This is a genomic window from Streptomyces rubellomurinus, from assembly GCF_000961885.1.
In the GTDB taxonomy this organism is placed as follows: domain Bacteria; phylum Actinomycetota; class Actinomycetes; order Streptomycetales; family Streptomycetaceae; genus Kitasatospora; species Kitasatospora rubellomurina.
This window is the reverse complement of the sequence record NZ_JZKH01000059.1, coordinates 29,014-49,468: the sequence shown is the minus strand read 5'-3', so window position 1 is coordinate 49,468 and position 20,455 is coordinate 29,014. Positions and strand designations below refer to the sequence as shown.

Annotated in this window: 20 protein-coding genes; 17 read left to right on the top strand and 3 right to left on the bottom strand. The window is 72.3% G+C overall.

Features of this window, described 5'->3' with window-relative positions; genetic code table 11:
- A partial coding sequence (locus VM95_RS25310) for a GTP-binding protein (protein WP_045700575.1) occupies positions 1 to 880 on the bottom strand: 880 nt, incomplete at its 3' end.
- Between the two features lie 290 nt (positions 881 to 1,170).
- Between VM95_RS25310 and pgsA the strand changes: the two genes are divergently transcribed.
- From pgsA to VM95_RS25230, 16 genes are all read left to right on the top strand, one after another.
- Positions 1,171 to 1,818 carry a phosphatidylinositol phosphate synthase gene (gene pgsA / locus VM95_RS25305; RefSeq protein WP_045700573.1) on the top strand — a complete coding sequence of 216 codons (648 nt, stop codon included), beginning with the start codon at positions 1,171 to 1,173 and terminating at the stop codon, positions 1,816 to 1,818.
- A 16-nt stretch (positions 1,819 to 1,834) separates the two neighbouring features.
- Entirely contained in the window at positions 1,835 to 2,788 is a 954-nt protein-coding gene (locus VM95_RS25300; RefSeq protein WP_045700570.1) for a phosphatidylinositol mannoside acyltransferase, read from the top strand.
- Positions 2,789 to 2,860: 72 nt separating this feature from the next.
- A complete protein-coding gene (locus VM95_RS25295; RefSeq protein WP_045700568.1) occupies positions 2,861 to 4,042 on the top strand; it encodes a glycosyltransferase family 4 protein in 1,182 nt (393 codons plus the stop codon).
- A gap of 77 nt (positions 4,043 to 4,119) precedes the next feature.
- Positions 4,120 to 4,488: a 5-carboxymethyl-2-hydroxymuconate Delta-isomerase gene (locus tag VM95_RS25290; RefSeq protein ID WP_045700566.1), complete on the top strand. Its 369-nt coding sequence runs from the start codon at positions 4,120 to 4,122 to the stop codon at positions 4,486 to 4,488.
- A 38-nt stretch (positions 4,489 to 4,526) separates the two neighbouring features.
- Positions 4,527 to 5,072: a LemA family protein gene (locus tag VM95_RS25285; RefSeq protein WP_045700563.1), complete on the top strand. Its 546-nt coding sequence runs from the start codon at positions 4,527 to 4,529 to the stop codon at positions 5,070 to 5,072.
- Positions 5,073 to 5,202: 130 nt separating this feature from the next.
- On the top strand, positions 5,203 to 6,114 hold the full coding sequence (gene pdxS, locus VM95_RS25280) for a pyridoxal 5'-phosphate synthase lyase subunit PdxS (protein WP_045700561.1): 912 nt from the start codon (positions 5,203 to 5,205) through the stop codon (positions 6,112 to 6,114).
- A 97-nt stretch (positions 6,115 to 6,211) separates the two neighbouring features.
- Positions 6,212 to 6,835, top strand: a complete 624-nt coding sequence (gene pdxT / locus VM95_RS25275; protein WP_045700589.1) for a pyridoxal 5'-phosphate synthase glutaminase subunit PdxT — start codon at positions 6,212 to 6,214, stop codon at positions 6,833 to 6,835.
- Between the two features lie 78 nt (positions 6,836 to 6,913).
- Positions 6,914 to 7,672 carry a YebC/PmpR family DNA-binding transcriptional regulator gene (locus tag VM95_RS25270; protein ID WP_045700558.1) on the top strand — a complete coding sequence of 253 codons (759 nt, stop codon included), beginning with the start codon at positions 6,914 to 6,916 and terminating at the stop codon, positions 7,670 to 7,672.
- Between the two features lie 151 nt (positions 7,673 to 7,823).
- The gene (ruvC, locus tag VM95_RS25265) at positions 7,824 to 8,381 is read left to right on the top strand and encodes a crossover junction endodeoxyribonuclease RuvC (protein WP_045700587.1); all 558 of its coding nucleotides are present in this window, start codon (positions 7,824 to 7,826) and stop codon (positions 8,379 to 8,381) included.
- Positions 8,378 to 8,989, top strand: a complete 612-nt coding sequence (gene ruvA, locus VM95_RS25260) for a Holliday junction branch migration protein RuvA (RefSeq protein ID WP_045700556.1) — start codon at positions 8,378 to 8,380, stop codon at positions 8,987 to 8,989. Before ruvC ends, ruvA begins: the two co-directional genes overlap by 4 nt.
- A 46-nt stretch (positions 8,990 to 9,035) precedes the next feature.
- The gene (gene ruvB, locus VM95_RS25255) at positions 9,036 to 10,130 is read left to right on the top strand and encodes a Holliday junction branch migration DNA helicase RuvB (protein ID WP_045700554.1); all 1,095 of its coding nucleotides are present in this window, start codon (positions 9,036 to 9,038) and stop codon (positions 10,128 to 10,130) included.
- 272 nt (positions 10,131 to 10,402) lie between these two features.
- The gene (gene yajC, locus VM95_RS25250) at positions 10,403 to 10,804 is read left to right on the top strand and encodes a preprotein translocase subunit YajC (protein ID WP_052706225.1); all 402 of its coding nucleotides are present in this window, start codon (positions 10,403 to 10,405) and stop codon (positions 10,802 to 10,804) included.
- 149 nt (positions 10,805 to 10,953) lie between these two features.
- On the top strand, positions 10,954 to 12,792 hold the full coding sequence (secD, locus tag VM95_RS25245) for a protein translocase subunit SecD (RefSeq protein WP_045700552.1): 1,839 nt from the start codon (positions 10,954 to 10,956) through the stop codon (positions 12,790 to 12,792).
- Positions 12,793 to 12,796: 4 nt separating this feature from the next.
- Complete coding sequence (secF, locus tag VM95_RS25240; protein ID WP_045700550.1) at positions 12,797 to 13,894, top strand: protein translocase subunit SecF; 1,098 nt, start codon at positions 12,797 to 12,799, stop codon at positions 13,892 to 13,894.
- 22 nt (positions 13,895 to 13,916) lie between these two features.
- A complete protein-coding gene (locus VM95_RS25235; protein WP_045700548.1) occupies positions 13,917 to 14,468 on the top strand; it encodes an adenine phosphoribosyltransferase in 552 nt (183 codons plus the stop codon).
- A 175-nt stretch (positions 14,469 to 14,643) separates the two neighbouring features.
- A complete protein-coding gene (locus VM95_RS25230) occupies positions 14,644 to 17,073 on the top strand; it encodes a RelA/SpoT family protein (protein WP_107073079.1) in 2,430 nt (809 codons plus the stop codon).
- A gap of 68 nt (positions 17,074 to 17,141) precedes the next feature.
- Here VM95_RS25230 and VM95_RS25225 read toward each other — a convergent pair whose 3' ends face one another.
- Positions 17,142 to 18,371, bottom strand: a complete 1,230-nt coding sequence (locus VM95_RS25225; protein ID WP_045700543.1) for a DUF349 domain-containing protein — start codon at positions 18,369 to 18,371, stop codon at positions 17,142 to 17,144.
- 266 nt (positions 18,372 to 18,637) lie between these two features.
- The gene (locus VM95_RS25220; RefSeq protein WP_045700540.1) at positions 18,638 to 19,486 is read right to left on the bottom strand and encodes a peptidylprolyl isomerase; all 849 of its coding nucleotides are present in this window, start codon (positions 19,484 to 19,486) and stop codon (positions 18,638 to 18,640) included.
- 256 nt (positions 19,487 to 19,742) lie between these two features.
- Between VM95_RS25220 and VM95_RS25215 the strand changes: the two genes are divergently transcribed.
- Positions 19,743 to 20,450, top strand: a complete 708-nt coding sequence (locus VM95_RS25215; RefSeq protein WP_045700538.1) for an MBL fold metallo-hydrolase — start codon at positions 19,743 to 19,745, stop codon at positions 20,448 to 20,450.
- The last annotated feature ends 5 nt before the right edge of the window (positions 20,451 to 20,455 follow it).

Genomic DNA, 20,455 nt, shown 5'->3' with positions numbered 1-20,455 from the left:
CGCCGGGGGCGGGGGGGGGGGGGGGGCGGGTGCGTTCGGTGGGGTCGGGGAAGGCGTGGGTGATGAGGTCGAGGAGTTCGGCGGCGCCGAGGCCGTTCTCGCTGGTGGGGACGGCGGGGTGGAGGGTGCAGGCGAGGACTTCGCGGCGCAGGCCGGCTTCGAGGGCGTCGGGGTCGAGGGGGTCGCCGGCGAGGTAGCGCTCCATGAGGGTGTCGTCCTGGCCGGAGATGGCTTCGACGAGGCTGTCGTGGGCGGGGCCGGTGTCGGGGAGGGGGGTGGCGTCGCCGTAGGTGTCGCCGGTGATGAGGTCGACGCTGCCGTCCGGGTGGCCGTCGTGGTGGACGGGGAGGAAGAGCGGGCGGAGGGTGTCGGGGCCCAGGTCGAAGGCGTCGTGGCAGGCGGTGAGGATGTCGTCGAAGGCGGTGCGGGCGAGGTCGAGTTTGGCGACGGCGATGGCGCGGGGGATGCCTTCGGCGGCGCATTGGCGCCAGAGGGCGCGGGTGGGGGCGGTGACGGGGTCGGTGGCGGAGACGACGAAGACGGCGGCGTCGGCGGCGTGGAGGGCGGCGCGCAGGTCGGCGGTGAAGTCGGGGTGGCCGGGCGGGTCGATCAGGTTGATCTTGACGCCCTTCCATTCGAGGGGGAGGAGGGAGAGCTGGACGGAGCGCTGTTGCTGGTGCTCGATGTCCTCGTGGTCGGAGACGGTGGTGCCGTCGGTGACGCGGCCGGCGCGGCCGGTGGCGCCGGCGGCGAGGGCGAGGGATTCGGCGAGGGTGGTCTTGCCCACACCGGCGGGGCCGATGAGGGCGACGTTGCGCAGGTCCTGGGGGCGGGCGACGGCGGGTGCCTGGCCGGCTCGTGCCGTGCTGCGGTCGGGCATCGGGGTCTCCTCCCGTGGCGCCGAGGCTGTCTCTTGGCAGTCTTTGGCAGTCTAGGGTCGGGTGTCGCGGTGGCGCGTGTCGTGCGGGTGGTCGGCGCGCCCGCCGTACGGGTGGTCGGTGACCGTGCGTGTGTGCGGCGGCGGCCGGTGCGCGGAGCGGCGGTGCGTGCGACGGAGGGTGTCCCGGGCGTGGCTACGATGGTTGCGCCGGACGGGCTGATCCGTTCGGCCGTCTGCCGCGCGTGCCGCGCCAGGCGGGTGCCTGGAGGATCGGAGCGGCTGGGAAGGCCATGCTCAACAAATACGCGCGTGCCTTCTTCACACGTGTTCTGACCCCGTTCGCCGCGTTCCTGATCCGGCTGGGCGTGAGCCCGGACGCCGTGACGCTGATCGGTACCGCCGGTTCGGTGGCCGGTGCGCTGGTGTTCTTCCCGCGTGGGGAGTTCTTCTGGGGCACCATCACGATCACGCTGTTCATCTTCTCGGACCTGGTGGACGGGAACATGGCCCGGCAGCTGGGCCGGAGCACCAAGTGGGGGGCGTTCCTGGACTCCACGCTGGACCGGGTCGCCGACGCGGCGATCTTCGGCGGTCTGGCCATGTGGTACGCCGGTCAGGGCGACAACAACCTGCTGTGCGCGGTGGCGATCTTCTGCCTGGCGAGCGGCCTGGTGGTGTCGTACACGAAGGCGCGGGCGGAGAGCCAGGGCCTGCCGTGCGACGTGTCGGGGCTGGTGGAGCGGGCGGAGCGGCTGGTGGCCAGCCTGGTGGCGGCCGGGGTCGCGGGTCTGCACAAGTTCGGGGTGCCGTACGTGGAGTGGTTGCTGCCGGTGGCGCTGTGGCTGGTGGCGGCGGGCAGCCTGGTGACGGTGTTCCAGCGGATGCTGACCGTGCGCCGCGAGGCGTTCGAGGCCGACCGTGCGGCGGCCGGGAGTTGACGGGGGGCGTCCTGCGGTGACGGACCGACTGGTGTACTGGGCGTACGCGCTGGGCTGGGGGGTGCTGAAGCACCTGCCGGAGTCGTGGGCGCGCGGGCTGTTCGACCGGCTGGCGGACTACGCGTGGCGCAAGCGCGGCAAGCGGGTGCTCCAGCTGGAGCGGAACCTGGGCCGGGTCCGGCCGGAGCTGGACGAGGCGGCGCTGCGGGAGCTGTCGCGGGCGGGCATGCGCTCGTACCTGCGCTACTGGATGGAGTCGTTCCGGCTGCCGGTGTGGAGCCGGGAGCGGGTGGCCCGGGACGTCCGGGTGGAGGGCTTCGAGCACCTGAAGGCGCCGTTGGAGGCCGGGCGGGGCGCGGTGATAGCGCTGCCGCACATGGGCAACTGGGACCTGGCGGGAACGTGGGTGGCGCAGCAGGGCCATCCGTTCACGACGGTGGCGGAGCGGTTGAAGCCGGAGCGGCTGTTCGACCGGTTCGTGGCGTTCCGGGAGGGCCAGGGCATGGAGGTCCTGGCGCTGACCGGTGGCTCGGTGAACGTGATCGGCACGTTGGCGCGGCGGCTGCGCGAGGGTCGGCTGGTCTGCCTGGTGGGGGACCGGGACCTGTCGGAGGCGGGCATCGAGGTGTCGTTCTTCGGTGAGGCGACCCGGATGCCGGCCGGGCCGGCGGCGCTGTGCCAGCGGACCGGGGCGGCGCTGCTGCCGGTGACGCTCTGGTACGACGGCCCGGTGATGCGGGCGCGGATCCACCCGGAGGTGGTGGCGCCGGAGGAGGGCGACCGCCAGGAGCGGACCCGGGTGATGACGCAGGCGCTGGCGCGGGTGTGGGAGCGGGCGATCGCCGAGTACCCGCAGGACTGGCACATGCTGCAGAAGTTCTGGCTGGCCGACCTGCCCGTGCGCGGGACGGTCGGGGAGCCGTCCGCGGCGCGGGCCGCCGAGCCGGCGGCCGAGGCCTCCGGCGCCTGACCCGCCCCTGACCCGCCCCGCCCGTACGACCGCCGCGACCGCCGCGACCGCCCGAAGGAGCTTGAGGAACCCGTGAAGATCGGCATCGTCTGCCCGTACGACTGGGACGTCCCCGGCGGGGTGCAGTTCCACATCCGGGACCTGGCCGAGCACCTGATCGGCCTGGGCCACGAGGTGTCGGTGCTCGCGCCGGCCGAGGACGACGAGGCGCTGCCGCCGTACGTGGTCTCGGCGGGGCGGGCGGTGGCGGTGCCGTACAACGGGTCGGTGGCGCGGCTGAGCTTCGGGTTCCTGTCGGCGGCGCGGGTGCGGCGGTGGCTGCACGACGGCCGGTTCGACATCCTGCACGTGCACGAGCCGGCCTCGCCGAGCCTGTCGATGCTGGCGGCGTGGTCGGCGAGCGGGCCGATGGTGGGGACGTTCCACACCTCGAACCCGCGGTCGCGGGCGATGATCGCGGCCTCGCCGATCCTGCAGCCGGGCCTGGAGAAGATGCGGGCCCGGATCGCGGTGTCGGAGTACGCGCGGCGCACGCTGGTGGAGCACCTGGGCGGCGACGCGGTGGTGATCCCGAACGGCGTGGACGTCGGGTTCTTCGCGGAGGCGGAGCCGGACGAGCGCTGGATGGGCCACGCGGCGAAGGGGGAGCCGGGCACGATCGGTTTCATCGGGCGGATCAACGAGCCGCGCAAGGGGCTGCCGACGCTGCTGGCGGCGTTGCCGCGGATCCTGGCCGAGCGGCCGGGGGTGCGGCTGCTGGTGGCGGGCAAGGGCGACGAGGCGGAGGCCGTCGCGGGCCTGGCGCCGGAGTTCCGGGGCCAGGTGGAGTTCCTGGGCATGGTGTCGGACCGGGAGAAGGCCCGGCTGCTGCGCAGCGTGGACCTGTACGTGGCGCCGAACACCGGTGGCGAGAGCTTCGGGATCATCCTGGTCGAGGCGATGTCGGCGGGTGCGCCGGTGCTGGCGAGCGACCTGGACGCGTTCAAGCAGGTGCTGGACGGCGGGGACGCGGGGGAGCTGTTCCCGGTGGAGGACGCGGACGCGCTGGCGCGGACGGCGCTGCGGCTGCTGGGGGATCCGGCGCGGCTGGAGCGGTTGCGCGAGGCGGCTTCGCGGCACGTGCGGCGGTTCGACTGGTCGACGGTCGGCGCGGACATCCTGGCGGTGTACGAGACGGTGACGGCCGGGGAGGCCGCGGTGGTGGAGGACGTGCGCGGCACCCGGCGCGGCCGGTTCGGCCTGGCCCGGGACTGAGCACGGGTGCCGGGGCCGGGCAGGGGTTAGGGTCGGCGACCGTACCGTTCGATCCGGCCGACCCTCGGGAGCAACCGATGCCGCAGATCTCCGTCGACTACTCGGCCGACCTGGCCGACACCTTCGACCGCCGGGCGCTCGGCCTGGCGATCAACCGGCTCGCGGAGGAGACCGTCGACGCGAAGCCGGAGGCGTGCAAGACCGTGTTCCGTCCGGTGGAGTCGCTGGTCGTGGGGACGACCGGGACGCCGGCCGACGCCCAGGTGTTCGTCCAGTTCCAGCTGTTCCCCGGCCGCACGCCGGAGGCGAAGGCGGCGCTGAGCGAGGGCGTGCTGGCACTGCTGGCCGAGCACGTGAGGCCGGGGCCGGGGGTGCGGCTGTTCACCGCGGTGGACGTGGCGGACATCGACCGGGACAGCTACCGGAGCGCGACCGTTCGGGGATGACCGGGGCCCACGGGTGACACCCGGTAACGTTGCGGTCCGTGACTACCTGGATCTGGGCCGGCGTGGCCGTGGTGCTGTTCGGCATGTACCTGAGTTGGACGGCCGGCCGGCTGGACCGGCTGCACGCCCGGATCGACGCCGCGCGGGCGGCGCTGGACGCGCAGCTGGTCCGCCGGGCGTCGGTGGCGATGGAGCTGGCGACGTCCTCGCTGCTGGACCCGGCGGCCTCGCTGCTGCTGCTGGACGCGGCGCACGCGGCGCGGCAGGCGGACGACGAGCAGCGCGAGGTGGCGGAGAGCCAGCTGAGCCTGGCGCTGCGGGCGGTGTTCGAGGAGCCGGAGCAGGTGGCGGCGCTGGTGGCGGAGCCGGGCGGCGAGGAGGCGGTTCGTGACCTGACGGCCGCGGTGCGCCGGGTGCCGATGGCCCGCCGGTTCCACAACGACGCGGTGCGGGCGGCGCGGGCGGTGCGCGAGCACCGGTTGGTGCGGTACTTCCGGCTGGCGGGGAGGGCGCCGTTCCCGCTGGCGTTCGAGATGGACGACGCCCCGCCGCCCGCTCTCACGCCCGAGGGAGCGCCTGCTTAGGCTGTCCCCCGGATACGGCCCGTTTGTCGCATCCCGTCGTCCTGGCTGGACTCGGTGGCACATGGAGGGGCCACTCGTCCGGCCTACCATAGGGCGATAGCACTGGTTCATCCTTGGAGTGAGGTCTCACGTGTCCACCACCCCCACCACCGCAGACCAGCCGCAGATCGGCACCGCCCGGGTCAAGCGCGGCATGGCCGAGCAGCTCAAGGGCGGTGTGATCATGGACGTGGTCAACGCCGAGCAGGCCAAGATCGCCGAGGACGCCGGTGCGGTGGCCGTCATGGCGCTGGAGCGGGTGCCGGCGGACATCCGCAAGGACGGCGGCGTGGCCCGCATGTCCGACCCCAACATGATCGAGGAGATCATCGGGGCGGTCTCCATCCCGGTGATGGCCAAGTCCCGCATCGGCCACTTCGTCGAGGCCCAGGTCCTGCAGTCGCTCGGCGTCGACTACATCGACGAGTCCGAGGTGCTGACCCCGGCCGACGAGGTCAACCACTCGGACAAGTGGGCCTTCACCACCCCCTTCGTCTGCGGCGCCACCAACCTGGGCGAGGCCCTGCGCCGCATCGCCGAGGGCGCGGCCATGATCCGCTCGAAGGGTGAGGCCGGCACCGGCAACGTCGTCGAGGCCGTCCGCCACCTGCGCCAGATCAAGAACGAGATCGCCAAGCTGCGCGGCTTCGACAACAACGAGCTGTACGCCGCCGCCAAGGAGCTGCGCGCCCCGTACGAGCTGGTCAAGGAGGTCGCCGAGCTCGGCAAGCTGCCGGTCGTGCTGTTCTCCGCCGGTGGCGTGGCCACCCCGGCCGACGCCGCGCTGATGCGCCAGCTGGGCGCCGAGGGCGTCTTCGTCGGCTCCGGCATCTTCAAGTCGGGCGACCCGGCCAAGCGTGCCGCCGCGATCGTGAAGGCCACCACCTTCTTCGACGACCCGAAGGTCATCGCGGACGCCTCCCGCAACCTGGGCGAGGCCATGGTCGGCATCAACTGCGACACCCTGCCGGAGACCGAGCGCTACGCCAACCGCGGCTGGTAGTCACCGCCCCCCGCCGAGCCGGCCCGCCGTTGCGCCTCGGCGCGCGGCGGGCCGCGCCACGTACGTCCGTAGTAACGATCGATAGAGGTTGAAGACCGTGAGCACTCCTGTCATCGGCGTCCTCGCCCTGCAGGGCGACGTCCGCGAGCACCTGGTGGCGCTGGCCGAGGCCGACGCGCTCGCCCGTCCGGTGCGCCGCGCCGAGGAGCTGGCCGAGGTCGACGCGCTGGTGATCCCCGGCGGGGAGTCCACCACCATGTCCAAGCTGGCGCTGCTGTTCGACGTGATGCAGCCGCTGCGCGACCGGGTCGCCGCCGGGATGCCGGTGTACGGCACCTGCGCGGGCATGATCATGCTGGCCGACAAGATCCTGGACGGCCGGGACGACCAGGAGACGGTCGGCGGCATCGACATGACCGTGCGCCGCAACGCCTTCGGCCGTCAGAACGAGTCCTTCGAGTCCGGGATCGACTTCGCCGGCCTGGGCGACGCCCCGGTGCACGGCGTGTTCATCCGCGCCCCCTGGGTCGAGGAGGTCGGCGCGGGCGTCGAGGTGCTGGCCGAGCTGCCCGCCGCGGACGGCCCGGACAGCCGGATCGTCGCCGTGCGCCAGGGAAACCTGCTGGCCACGTCCTTCCACCCGGAGCTGACCGGCGATCACCGGGTGCACGGGTACTTCGTGCGGATGGTCGAGGAGCACCTCGCCGTGGCCGCGCGCTGACCGTGTGCGCCTCACCGGTGGCGACACCGGTAAGATCTCATCTGTTCATTTCCCTTTGGCGACGTAAAGGAGCTGGCGATGTCCGGCCACTCTAAGTGGGCTACCACCAAGCACAAGAAGGCCGTGATCGACGCCAAGCGCGGCAAGCTCTTCGCCAAGATGATCAAGAACATCGAGGTGGCGGCGCGCACCGGCGGTCCCGACCCGCAGGGCAACCCGACCCTCTACGACGCCATCCAGAAGGCGAAGAAGAGCTCGGTCCCGATCGACAACATCAACCGCGCCGTCAAGCGCGGTGGCGGTCTGGAGGCCGGCGGCGCCGACTACCAGACCATCATGTACGAGGGCTACGGCCCGAACGGCGTCGCCGTCCTGATCGAGTGCCTCACCGACAACCGCAACCGCGCGGCCTCCGACGTGCGCGTCGCGATGACCCGCAACGGCGGCTCGATGGCCGACCCGGGCTCGGTGTCGTACCTGTTCACCCGCAAGGGCGTCGTGATCGTCCCCAAGGCTGACGGCGTGGACGAGGACAAGCTCTTCGAGGTCGTCCTGGACCAGGAGCCCGAGGAGATCAACGACCTCGGCGAGTCCTTCGAGATCGTCTCCGAGGCCTCCAAGATGGTCGCCGTGCGCACCGCGCTGGTGGACGCGGGCGTCGACTACGACTCGGCCGAGGCCAACTTCCTCCCGAGCATGCAGGTCGAGCTGGACGTCGACGGCGCCCGCAAGATCCTGAAGCTGATCGACGCGCTGGAGGACAGCGACGACGTGCAGAACGTCTTCGCCAACTTCGACATCTCCGACGAGGTCGGTGCGCAGCTCGACGCCGAGTGATCGACGCCGACTGATCGACGGCGAGTGATCGTTCTCACTGCCCGGCCCGGTGGTCCCTGGACCGCCGGGCCGGTGTCGTCCGGTGGGGTTGTCGGACCCTGGCGGTAGCCTTCGCAGGTCGGCGACGGAAAGAGACGGGCGGGGCGACGTGGTGCGGGTACTGGGCGTGGACCCGGGGCTGACCAGGTGCGGGGTCGGTGTGGTCGAGGGCGCGCCGGGCCGGCCGCTGCGGATGGCCGGGGTCGGCGTCGTGCGCACCCCCGCGGAGGCGGAGATCGGGCAGCGGCTGCTGCTGGTCGAGCAGGGCCTGGAGGCCTGGCTGGACGAGCACCGGCCGGACCTGGTCGCCGTCGAGCGGGTCTTCGCCCAGCACAACGTCCGCACCGTGATGGGCACCGCGCAGGCCAGCGCCGTCGCCATGCTCTGCGCCACCCGGCGCGGCATCCCCGTCACGCTGCACACCCCGAGCGAGGTCAAGGCGGCCGTCACCGGCTCCGGCCGGGCCGACAAGGCGCAGGTCACCGCGATGGTGCAGCGCCTGCTGCGGCTGGACGCCCCACCCAAGCCGGCCGACGCCGCCGACGCGCTGGCGCTGGCCATCTGCCACATCTGGCGCGGCGGGACGACCAACCGGCTGCAGGCCGCCGTCCAGGCCGCCCGCGCCACCCCCCTGAAGGACCCCTCCCCTCTGAAAGGCAGTGCCCGGTGATCGCCTTCGTCCAAGGGCCCGTCGCGGCCGTCTCCGCCGGTGTCGCGGTGATCGAGGTCGGCGGGGTCGGCATGGCGGTGCAGTGCACCCCGAACACCCTGGCCGGGCTGCGGCTCGGCGAGCCCGCCCGGCTGGCGACCTCGCTGGTCGTCCGGGAGGACTCGCTGACCCTGTTCGGCTTCGCGGACGACGACGAGCGGGCCGTGTTCGAGATCCTGCAGGCGGCGCCGGGCGTCGGACCCAAGCTGGCGCAGGCGATCCTCGGCGTGCACAGCCCGGACGCGCTGCGCGCCGCGGTGGCGGGCGGGGACGAGAAGGCGCTGGTCGCCGTCCCCGGCATCGGCAAGGCGAAGGCGGCGAAGCTGCTGCTGGAGTACAAGGACAAGCTCGGCGCCCCGCTCGGCGCGGTGCCCGCGCAGAAGCCGATCGCCGCCGGCCCGGCGCCGTGGAGCGACCAGCTGCACGCCGCGCTGACCGGTCTCGGCTACGCCCCGCGCGAGGCGGACGAGGCGGTGGCCGCCGTCACCCCGGAGGCGCAGGCCCAGCAGACGCCGGACGTCGGCGCCCTGCTGCGGCTCGCGCTGCGCGGTCTGAACCGCGCCCGCTGAAGCAGTTTGACGACCTGTCAGTTTGTCGACCATGGAGCCCGCAGAGATGAGTCCGTACGACTCCGACCCCGCCGACCGGCTGGTCACGGCCGCCGCCGATGGCGAGGACCAGGCGGTGGAGGCGGCGCTGCGCCCCAAGCTGCTGGACGAGTTCATCGGCCAGGAGCGGGTGCGCGAGCAGCTGTCGCTGGTGCTGCAGGCGGCCCGCAAGCGCGGCAGCGCGCCCGACCACGTGCTGCTGAGCGGGCCGCCCGGGCTGGGCAAGACCACGCTGTCCATGATCATCGCCGCCGAGCTGGGCGCCCCGATCCGGATCACCTCCGGCCCGGCGATCCAGCACGCGGGGGACCTCGCGGCGATCCTGTCCTCGCTCACCGAGGGCGAGGTGCTCTTCCTCGACGAGATCCACCGGATGTCCCGGCCGGCCGAGGAGATGCTCTACATGGCGATGGAGGACTTCCGGGTCGACGTGATCGTCGGCAAGGGCCCGGGCGCCACCGCCATCCCGCTGGAGCTGCCGCCGTTCACCCTGGTCGGCGCCACCACCCGGGCCGGCCTGCTGCCGCCGCCGCTGCGCGACCGGTTCGGCTTCACCGGGCACATGGAGTTCTACGCCCCGGCCGAGCTGCAGCGGGTGGTGCACCGCTCGGCGGCGCTGCTGGACGTCGAGATAGACCCGGCCGGCGCGGCCGAGATCGCCGGGCGCTCGCGCGGCACGCCGCGCATCGCCAACCGGCTGCTGCGCCGGGTCCGCGACTACGCCCAGGTGCGGCACGACGGCCAGGTCACCGCCGGGATCGCCGCCCAGGCGCTGGACGTCTACGAGGTGGACGCCCGCGGTCTGGACCGGCTGGACCGCGCGGTGCTGGACGCGCTGCTGCGGCTGTTCGGCGGCGGTCCGGTCGGTTTGTCGACACTGGCCGTCGCGGTGGGGGAGGAGGCGGAGACCGTCGAGGAGGTCGCCGAGCCGTTCCTGGTCCGCGAGGGCCTGCTGGCCCGGACCCCGCGCGGGCGGATCGCCACCGCGGCCGCCTGGCAGCACCTCGGCCTCACCCCGCCGGTCCAGGGCGGCCCGCCGGTCCAGACCACCCGCGGTGCGGTGCCGCCCCAGCCGGAGCTGTTCCCGGCCGAGGAGAGTTGACGGGCGCTGCTCCGATCGGGTGAGGAACGGGTGGGGGGTGCCGACTGGTTCCCGCCCGGTGGCGGACCGGTCGCTCGCGGAGATGCCAGGGAAGAAGTCCGGGGAAACCGTGCAGGCGGAGGCTCGCCACTTTCGGCGGCAGGATGCGATGCTTGGCGTTGTCCGATCAGTTCGGGGTCGCCTAGACTCCGCCGGACCGCCCCTCTCACCTGACGGGCCGACCAATACCACACAGGCCGCCGGCCGGCGGCCCGTAAAGGACCCTGGCTGCAGTGAACCTCATCATCCTCCTCCTCCCCGTTCTCCTGATCGTGTTCATGTTCCGGGCGCAGAAGAAGCGCCAGGCGCAGATGTCGCAGATGCAGACCGCGCTGGAGCCCGGGGCGGGAGTGCGCACCATCGGTGGCCTGTACGCCCAGGTGAAGGCGGTCAACGAGGAGACCGTCGAGCTGGAGATCGCGCCCGGCGTGGTCACCCACTTCACCAAGAGTGCGATCGCCGCCGTCCTGGACCCCCAGGAGTACGACGCGATCATCAACGGCCGCCCCGCCGATGACGAGCTGCCCGAGCCGGAGGCCGAGGACGCCGTGCCGGTCGAGGGCGAGCCGCTGTCGCTCAGCAAGGAGAGCGCGGAGAAGGGCGACGCCGAGGGCGGGGCTCCCGCGAGCAAGTAAGACGGTCGGGCACCCGCCCGGCCGCGCGGCGCAGTGTGCCGCGAGCCCACAGGACCTCAGGGCCGCGAGACCACCATGCCCCCCGTCCAGCCACGAGCCGGACGGGGGTCCGGTTGGCGACGTGGCATGGACAGGGAGAAACGAGCAAGGTGGCAACACCCAAGTCGCGCCCGCGCGACGGCTACCCAGGGCGGGCACTGGCCCTCATCCTGGTCGTCACCGTCGGACTGGTCGCCCTCATGTTCGGGACGGGCAACACCAAGCCCAGGCTCGGAATCGACCTCGCCGGCGGCACCAGCATCACGCTGACCGCCAAGTCGACCGATCCCAAGGCGCTCACCAAGGCGAACATGGACATCGCCGTCGGGATCATGGAGCGCCGGGTCAACGGGATGGGTGTCTCCGAGGCGGAGGTCCAGACCCAGGGCTCGGACACGATCATCGTGAACATCCCCAAGGGCGGGGACAAGCAGAACGCGGCGGACCAGGTCGGTACCACCGCGAAGCTGTTCTTCCGCCCGGTCCTGGCCGTGGCCCCCAGCGGCGTGCCGGCCTCCGCGGCCACCGCCACCCCCTCGGCCGGTGCCTCCGGGACCCCGGCCGCCACCCCGTCCGCGGGCGCCACCCCGTCCGCGAGCACCGCGCCGGCCGCGACGCCGTCCGCGACCGCGAGCGCCACCAAGCAGGGCCGCCCGGCCAGCGAGGCGCTGGCCGCCGAGGGCACCACGCCGTCCGCGGCCGCCACCGGCGCGAGCGCGGCCCCGTCCGCGACCGGCACGCCCGCCGCGGCCGCCAGCGGCGCCCCGAGCGCCGCCGCGACCCCGCCGGCCCAGCAGAACCCGGCCGACCCGAGCAGCCTGCTGACCCAGGGCACCGTCCCGCCGGAGCTGTCCGCCGCGTGGGCCGCACTGGACTGCTCCAAGCCCGAGGCCCGCATCGCGCAGAGCGGCGCCGACGACAAGGCCGTCCTCGCCTGCTCCCAGAAGCCCGAGCAGGGCTTCTACCAGAAGCTGGCGCTCGGCCCGGTGGCCGTGAAGGGCGGGAACGTCTCCAAGGCGCAGGCGATCTTCGACAACCAGACCGGTGGCGGCTGGCAGGTCCAGCTGGGGTTCGACAACACCGGCAGCGACGCCTTCAGCTCGGTCACCACCAAGCTGGCCAGCCAGACCCCGCCGACCAACCAGTTCGCCATCGTGCTGGACAACGAGGTCGTCTCCCACCCGCGGGTCAACGGCCCGATCTCGGGCGGTAGCGCGGTCATCACCGGCCAGTTCAGCCAGTCCGAGGCGGACGACCTCGCCAACGTGCTCAGCTACGGCGCCCTGCCGCTGGAGTTCAACAAGAGCGACGTCACCACCGTCTCCCCGGCCCTGGGCAACGACCAGCTGAAGGCCGGCCTGGTCGCCGGCGCGATCGGCATGCTGCTGGTGGTCGCCTACTCGCTCGTCTACTACCGCGGCCTGGGCCTGGTCTCGATCGCCGGTCTGCTCGTCTCGGCGGCCCTGACCTACTCGATCATGAGCCTGCTCGGCGGCGGGATCGGCTTCGCGCTGAACCTGCCGGCGGTCTGCGGCGCCATCGTCGCGATCGGCATCACCGCGGACTCCTTCATCGTGTACTTCGAGCGCATTCGCGACGAGGTCCGCGAGGGCGCCCCGCTGCGCCCGGCCGTCCAGCGGGCCTGGCCGCGCGCCCGGCGCACCATCCTGGTCTCGGACTTCGTGTCCTTCCTCTGTGCCGCCGTGCTGTACGTCGTCTCGGTCGGCAAGGTCCAGGGCTTCGCCTTCACGCTCGGCCTGACCACCGCGCTCGACGTCGTGGTGATCTTCCTCTTCACCAAGCCGCTGATCACGCTGCTGGCCCGGCGCAAGTTCTTCTCCAACGGCCACCCGTGGTCCGGCCTGGACCCGAAGCGGCTGGGCGCCCGCCCGCCGCTGCGCAGCACCCGCCGTCGCCCCTCCTCCTCTGCCGCCGTGAAGGAGGCCTGACACCGTGTCGCGCTTCTCCAATCTGGGCCACCGGCTCTACCAGGGCGAGGTCAGCTTCGACTTCGTCGGGCGCCGCAAGCTCTGGTACTCCATCTCCGGCGTGATCGTGCTGGTCGCGGCGATCGGCCTGGCCATGGGCCTGCACCTGGGCATCGAGTTCAAGGGCGGCTCGGTCTACACCGTCAGCAAGCCGGGGCTGACCGTCTCGCAGGCGCAGGAGACGGCTGACAACATCGTCTCCTCGCACCCGCTGGTGCAGTCGACCGACAACGGCAAGATCCGCATCCAGGTCAGCACCGACGAGACGAAGAGCTCGGACCAGGTCCGCTCCGAGCTCTCGCAGAAGCTCAGCGTGCCGCTGGACACCGTCGAGGCCCAGGTGATCGGCCCCAGCTGGGGCAAGCAGATCTCCCAGAAGGCGCTCACCGGTCTGATCGTCTTCATGATCCTGGTGACGGTCTACCTGGCGATCGCCTTCGAGTGGCGGATGGCGGTGGCGGCCCTGGTCGCCCTGCTGCACGACCTGCTGATCACCATCGGCGTGTACGCCCTGGTGGGCTTCGAGGTCACCCCCGGTACGGTGATCGGCTTCCTGACGATCCTCGGGTACTCGCTCTACGACACGGTCGTCGTCTTCGACACCGTGAAGGAGAACACCAAGGGGCTCACCAAGCAGAACAAGCTCACCTACAGCGAGGCGGCCAACGCGGGCCTCAACCAGACCCTGGTCCGCTCGCTCAACACCACCGTGGTCGCGCTGCTGCCGGTCGCCGCGCTGCTGTTCATCGGCGGCGGCCTGCTGGGCGCCGGCACCCTGAACGACATCTCGCTCGCCCTGTTCATCGGCCTCGCGGCCGGTGCCTACTCCTCGATCTGCGTCGCCACCCCGCTGCTGGCGCAGCTCAAGGAGGAGCAGCCGGACATGAAGGAGCTGCGCAAGCAGGTCCTGCGGCACCGGGCGTCGGCGGCCGCCAAGGCCGAGGCCGAGGCCGCCGGGGGCGAGGAGGCCGAGGCGGACGAGCAGCCTGCGGGTATGGTCGGTCAGCGCGGCCGGTCGGCCGGCACCGCACGTGCCAAGGGCCGTCCGTCCACCAAGCGCTGAACTCGATCTCTAAGGAAACACCGTGACCACCGCCGACACCGCCCTGGCCGAGCTGCTGAACAGCCGGATCCGGGACGTCCCCGACTACCCGAAGCCGGGCGTGCTGTTCAAGGACATCGCGCCGCTGCTCGCCGACGCCGAGGCCTTCGGCGCCCTCACCCGGGCGCTGGCGGACCGGGCGCGGGAGCTCGGGGCGACCAAGGTGGTGGGTCTGGAGGCGCGCGGCTTCGTGCTGGCGGCCCCGGCGGCCTTCGCGGCCGGGCTCGGCTTCGTGCCGATCCGCAAGCAGGGCAAGCTGCCCGGCGAGGTGTTCCGGCGTTCGTACGAGCTGGAGTACGGCTCGGCGACGCTGGAGGTGCAGTGCGACGCCTTCGCGCCCGGTGAGAAGGTGCTGGTGGTGGACGACGTGCTGGCCACCGGCGGCACCATCGGGGCCTCACTGGACCTGGTCAAGCAGGCCGGCGCCGAGCTGGCGGGCGTCGTGGTGCTGATGGAGCTGGGCTTCCTGGACGGCCGCGAGCGGCTGGCCGAGCACCTGGACGGCGCTCCGCTGGAGACGCTGGTCACGGTCTGAGGGACGCGTTCGAAGGACGGCGGTCGGATCATCCGACCGCCGTCCTTCCGTTTCCGGGCCCGGCCGGATGAACGGCGGGGCGCCCGGCTCGGTACCATGAAGATTCATCCCCTCCCGGTGCACCCGCCCGCTCGGGCCCCGGCAGGGGTAGGCCCCGGTGCCCCGAGGAGTGTCCTTGCCCGACGAGGTTGTGCCCACGGCCGCAGCGGCCGCCCCCGAAGACCGTCCCACGCCCTCGGGGGCCACCCCGGCACGTCCGGCGCCGACCTCCCCGCGCTCGCTCGGCCCCTCCGGCCGCGGTTCCACCGGCGGCATGCGCGCCCGGCTGGCCCGCCTCGGCGGCCAGCGCTCCAGCGTGCTCAACCCCGTCCTGGAGCCGCTGTTCCGCTCGATCCGGGCGAACGACCCCAAGGCCGACCCGGCGCTGCTGCGCGACATCGAGCGGGCCTACGCCGTCGCCGAGAAGTGGCACCGGGGGCAGAAGCGCAAGAGCGGCGACCCGTACATCACCCACCCGCTGGCCGTCGCGACGATCCTGGCCGAGCTCGGCATGGACGCCCCGACCCTGATGGCCGGGCTGCTGCACGACACCGTCGAGGACACCGACTACGGCCTGGAGACCCTGCGCAAGGACTTCGGCGACTCGGTGGCCCTGCTGGTCGACGGCGTCACCAAGCTCGACCGGGTCAAGTTCGGCGAGGCCGCGCAGGCGGAGACCGTCCGCAAGATGGTCGTGGCGATGGCCAAGGACCCGCGGGTCCTGGTGATCAAGCTCGCCGACCGCCTGCACAACATGCGCACGATGCGCTACCTCAAGCGGGAGAAGCAGGAGAAGAAGGCCCGCGAGACGCTGGAGATCTACGCCCCGCTGGCGCACCGGCTGGGCATGAACACCATCAAGTGGGAGCTGGAGGACCTCGCCTTCGCGATCCTCTACCCCAAGATGTACGACGAGATCGTCCGGCTGGTCGCCGAGCGCGCCCCCAAGCGGGACGAGTACCTGGCGACCGTCATCGACCAGGTCCAGGCGGACCTGCGCGGCGCCCGGATCACCGCCTCCGTCACCGGCCGGCCGAAGCACTACTACTCGGTCTACCAGAAGATGATCGTCCGGGGCCGGGACTTCGCCGAGATCTACGACCTGGTGGGCATCCGGGTCCTGGTCGACACCGTCCGCGACTGCTACGCGGCGCTGGGCACCATCCACGCGCGGTGGAACCCGGTGCCGGGGCGGTTCAAGGACTACATCGCGATGCCCAAGTTCAACATGTACCAGTCGCTGCACACGACGGTGATCGGGCCCGGCGGCAAGCCCGTCGAACTGCAGATCCGCACCTTCGACATGCACCGGCGGGCCGAGTACGGCATCGCCGCGCACTGGAAGTACAAGCAGCGCGCGGTGGCCGGCGCCTCCAAGGTCCGCACCGACACCCCGACCCAGACCCGCAAGGACGACAAGGCCGGCGCCGTCAACGAGATGGCCTGGCTGCGGCAGCTGCTGGACTGGCAGAAGGAGACCGCCGACCCGGGCGAGTTCCTGGAGTCGCTGCGCTTCGACCTGGCCAGCAACGAGGTCTTCGTCTTCACCCCCAAGGGCGACGTGATAGCCCTGCCGGCCGGCGCCACGCCGGTCGACTTCGCCTTCGCGGTGCACACCGAGGTCGGCTACCGGACCATAGGGGCCCGGGTGAACGGGCGGCTGGTGCCGCTGGAGTCGACCCTGGAGAACGGCGACACCGTCGAGGTGTTCACCTCCAAGGCGGAGAACGCCGGGCCGTCCCGGGACTGGCTGGGCTTCGTCAAGTCGCCGCGCGCCCGCAACAAGATCCGCGCCTGGTTCTCCAAGGAGCGCCGCGAGGAGGCGATCGAGCACGGCAAGGAGGCGATCGTCCGGGCGATGCGCAAGCAGGGCCTGCCGATCCAGCGGATCCTCACCGGGGACTCGCTGGTCACCCTGGCCCACGAGATGCGCTACCCCGACATCTCCTCGCTCTACGCCGCGATCGGCGAGGGGCACGTCGCCGCGCAGAACATCGTCCAGAAGCTGGTCCAGGCGCTCGGCGGCGAGGAGGGCGCGACCGAGGACCTGGCGGAGACCGCCACCCCGACGCACGACAACCGCCGGGCCGTGCGCCGCCGGGCCAAGGGCGACCCGGGCGTGATCGTCAAGGGCGTCGAGGACGTCTGGGTCAAGCTGTCCCGCTGCTGCACCCCGGTGCCGGGCGACCCGATCGTCGGCTTCGTCACCCGCGGCAACGGCGTCTCGGTGCACCGCGCCGACTGCGTCAACGTCGAGGCGCTGAGCCAGCAGCCGGAGCGGATCATCGAGGTCGAGTGGGCGGCCACCCAGTCCTCGGTCTTCCTGGTGGCTATCCAGGTCGAGGCGCTGGACCGCTCCCGCCTGCTCTCGGACGTCACCCGGGTGCTCTCCGACCAGCACGTCAACATCCTGTCGGCGGCGGTCCAGACCTCCCGGGACCGGGTGGCGATGAGCCGCTTCACCTTCGAGATGGGCGACCCGAAGCACCTGGGCCACGTGCTCAAGGCGGTGCGCGGCGTCGAGGGCGTGTACGACGTCTACCGCGTGACCTCGGCCCGCAAGTAGCGCGGGAACGCCGAAAGGCCCCCGGGGGAGCACTCCGGGGGCCTTTCGGCGTTCATCGGCTCACCGGATCAGCCGCTGAACTCCTCCTGGCTGCGGTGCGCCTGCTCCAGCAGGGTCTGCACACCGGCCAGCTCGGACTCCAGCTTGGCGACCTTGGAGGCGTTGCCCGCCGCGCGGGCCTTGTCCAGGTCGGCCTGGATCTTGTCGGCCTTCGCCTGGAACAGGCCCACCATGCCGGCCGCGCGGGCCTTGGCCTCCGGGTTGGAGCGCTTCCACTCGGCGTCCTCGGCCTCGCGGATGGCCCGCTCGACCGCGTTCAGCCGGCCGTCCAGCTTCGGACGGACGTCGCGCGGCACGTGCCCGATCGCCTCCCAGCGCTCGTTGACCTCGCGCAGCGCGGCCTTGGCGGCCTTCAGGTCGGTGATCGGCAGGATCGCCTCGGCCTCGACGGCCAGCGCCTCCTTGAGCTTCTGGTTCTCCACCTGCTCGGCGTCCCGCTCGCTGAACACCGCGGAACGGGCCTGGAAGAAGACGTCCTGCGCGCCGCGGAACCGCGCCCACAGCTCGTCCTCGATGTCCCGCTGGGCCCGGCCGGCGGCCTTCCAGCGCGCCATCAGGTCGCGGTAGGCGGCCGCGGTGCTGCCCCACTCGGTGGACGAGGACAGCGCCTCGGCCTCGGCGACCAGCGCCTCCTTGGTCTGCCGGGCCTGCTCGCGGTCGGCGTCCAGGGCGGCGAAGTGCCCCTTGCGGTGCTTGGAGAAGACCGAGCGGGCGTGCGAGAAGCGGTGCCACAGCTCGTCGTCGCTCTTGCGGTCCAGCCGGGGCAGGCCCTTCCAGGTGTCCACCAGCGCGCGCAGCCGGTCCCCGGCCTCCCGCCACTGGGTGGACTCGGCGAGCTGCTCGGCCTCCGAGACCAGGGCCTCCTTGGCGGCGCGGGTCTCGTCCTGCGCCTTGGCGCGGGCCGCCTTGCGCTCCTCGCGCCGGCTCTCGATGTCGGCGGCGAGGGTGTCCAGCCGCTTGGCCAGGGCGTCCAGGTCGCCGACCGCGTGCCCCTCGGTGACCTGCGCGCGCAGGTGCTCCAGCGCGGTCTGGGCGTCCTTGGCGGCCAGGTCGGTGGTGCGCACCCGCTTCTCCAGCAGGCCGATCTCCACCTCGATGCCCTGGTACTTGCGCTCGAAGTAGGCCAGGGCCTCCTCGGGCGAGCCGGCCTGCCAGGAACCGACGACGCGTTCGCCGTCCGCCGTCCTGACGTAGACCGTGCCCTGCTCGTCGACACGGCCCCACGGGTCGCTGCTCATAGCGCGTCCTCCACATGACGTCGCGCCCGCGCCGGGGCGGCGCGCGTCCGTCGTCCACAGTTGATGTGCGGCGGACCGAAGAGTCCGCCGTCCCCGTCCGCCGTACTGTGCTGCCGAGGGTGGATCGGCTGGGCGGGTCCGGGCACCCTACACAACGCCAACATAGGCGACCAGGCCCGGTGCTGTCCGCATCCGGGCCGGGCGATTTCGGGCCGGGGCCGGGCGGGGGCGGACTCGCCACCCGCCGCCGGCGGCCCCGGAGTTGGTCAACCCTTCGACACGGTAACCGAGTTGAAGGTGACATCGGCCATCGGGTGGCCGTCCGGAGCGCCCTCCAGGGTGCCCGCGGCGGCGATCTTCTGCACCACGTCCAGGCCGCCGGTGATCTTGCCGAACGGGATGTAGCTCGGCGGCAGCTTGGTGTCCTTGTAGACCAGGAAGAACTGGCTCCCGTTGGTGTCCGGGCCGGAGTTGGCCATCGCCACGGTGCCCGCCGGGTACGTCGCGCCGGACAGGTTCTCGTCCTTGAACTGGTAGCCGGGGCCGCCGGTGCCGCCCGGGACGGTCGCACTGGCGGTCGGGTCGCCGCACTGCAGCACGAAGATGCCGTCGGTGGTCAGGCGGTGGCACTTGGTGTGGTCGAAGAAGTGCTCGCCGGCCAGGAAGTTGAAGGAGTTCACGGTGTGCGGCGCCTTGGCCGCGTCCAGCGCGATCGTCACCTTGCCGCAGTTGGAGTCCAGCGCCATCGTGTACGAGGCGGCCTGGTCGACGGACATGGCCGGCTCGGCCTTCCACTGCTTGCCGTTGGGGGCGCCCGGCGCCGGGTCGGTGCAGCCCTCGACCGGCTTGCGGGTCGGCATCGCCGGCTCGGTCGGCTGGGTCGGCGCGGACTGCGGGGTGGAGGCGGCGGAGACGTCCTTCTTGTCGTCCTTGTCCGAGCTGAACGCGCCGCTGCCCACCAGCGCGCCACCGCCGGCCAGCACCACGACGGCGAGCGAGGCGCCCAGGATCGTGTTGCGACGCCTGCGGGCGGCCACCGCGGTGGCGCGGCGCTCCATCTGGCGCTCGTACTTCTCGCGGGCGAGCTGCCGCCGCCGCTGTTCGCTGCTGACCACCGGCCGTGTCTCCTGAGGATGTGCGGAAGAAGTGGATGGATTCCGAACCGGATCATCGCATCCATCGGCGGCCAAGTGTAGGGACCGGGCCCGTAAGAACGCGGTGAACCTGTCAGGCGGCGCCGGCCCGGCACCGCTATCTGGTTCGCAACCGGGCCCGAACCGCCGGTAGGCTGCCTTTACATCTTCGTAGCCACACCCCGTACGCGTAGCTGCACGTCGTAGCCGCCGCCGACCAGATCACCAGAGGACGCGCGTGTTCATCGCCGGATTCCCCGCAGGAGCCTGGGGCACCAACTGCTACCTGGTCGCCCCCGCGGCGGGCGAGGAGTGCGTCATCGTCGATCCGGGCCACCAGGCGGCCCGCGGGGTCGAGGAGCTGATCCGCGAGCACGGGCTCAAGCCCGTCGCCGTGCTGCTCACGCACGGGCACATCGACCACGTCGCCTCGGTGGTCCCGGTCTGCGGCGCCCGTGGCGTCCCGGCCTGGATCCACCCCGAGGACCGGTACATGATGTCCGACCCGGAGAAGGCGCTCGGCCGCTCCCTGGGCACCCAGCTGATGGGCGAGCTCACCGTCGGCGAGCCGGACGACGTGCGCGAACTGACCGACGGCTCCGTGCTGGAGCTGGCCGGCCTGCGGCTCACCGTGGACCACGCTCCGGGCCATACCGGGGGGTCGGTGACCTTCCGGACGCCCGGTGCCGAGGACCTCCCCCCGGTGCTGTTCTCGGGCGACCTGCTGTTCGCCGGCTCCATCGGGCGTACCGACCTCCCGGGCGGGGACAGCGACGCGATCATGCGCTCGCTGGCCCGGGTGTGCCTGCCCCTCGACGATTCCACCGTGGTCCTCTCCGGCCACGGCGGTCAGACCACCATCGGCCGCGAGCGCGCCGCCAACCCCTACCTCCGACAGGCAGCGGGGGCGGCCGGCGCCCCGGCTTTCCCGCGACGAGGAATGTGACGGAT

Coding starts and splice junctions, on each gene's coding strand:
- pgsA (WP_045700573.1), top strand. CDS start 1,171: ATGCTCAACAAATACGCGCGTGCCTTCTTCACACGTGTTCTGACCCCG.
- VM95_RS25290 (WP_045700566.1), top strand. CDS start 4,120: ATGCCGCAGATCTCCGTCGACTACTCGGCCGACCTGGCCGACACCTTC.
- VM95_RS25270 (WP_045700558.1), top strand. CDS start 6,914: ATGTCCGGCCACTCTAAGTGGGCTACCACCAAGCACAAGAAGGCCGTG.
- ruvB (WP_045700554.1), top strand. CDS start 9,036: ATGAGTCCGTACGACTCCGACCCCGCCGACCGGCTGGTCACGGCCGCC.
- VM95_RS25225 (WP_045700543.1), bottom strand. CDS start 18,371: ATGAGCAGCGACCCGTGGGGCCGTGTCGACGAGCAGGGCACGGTCTAC.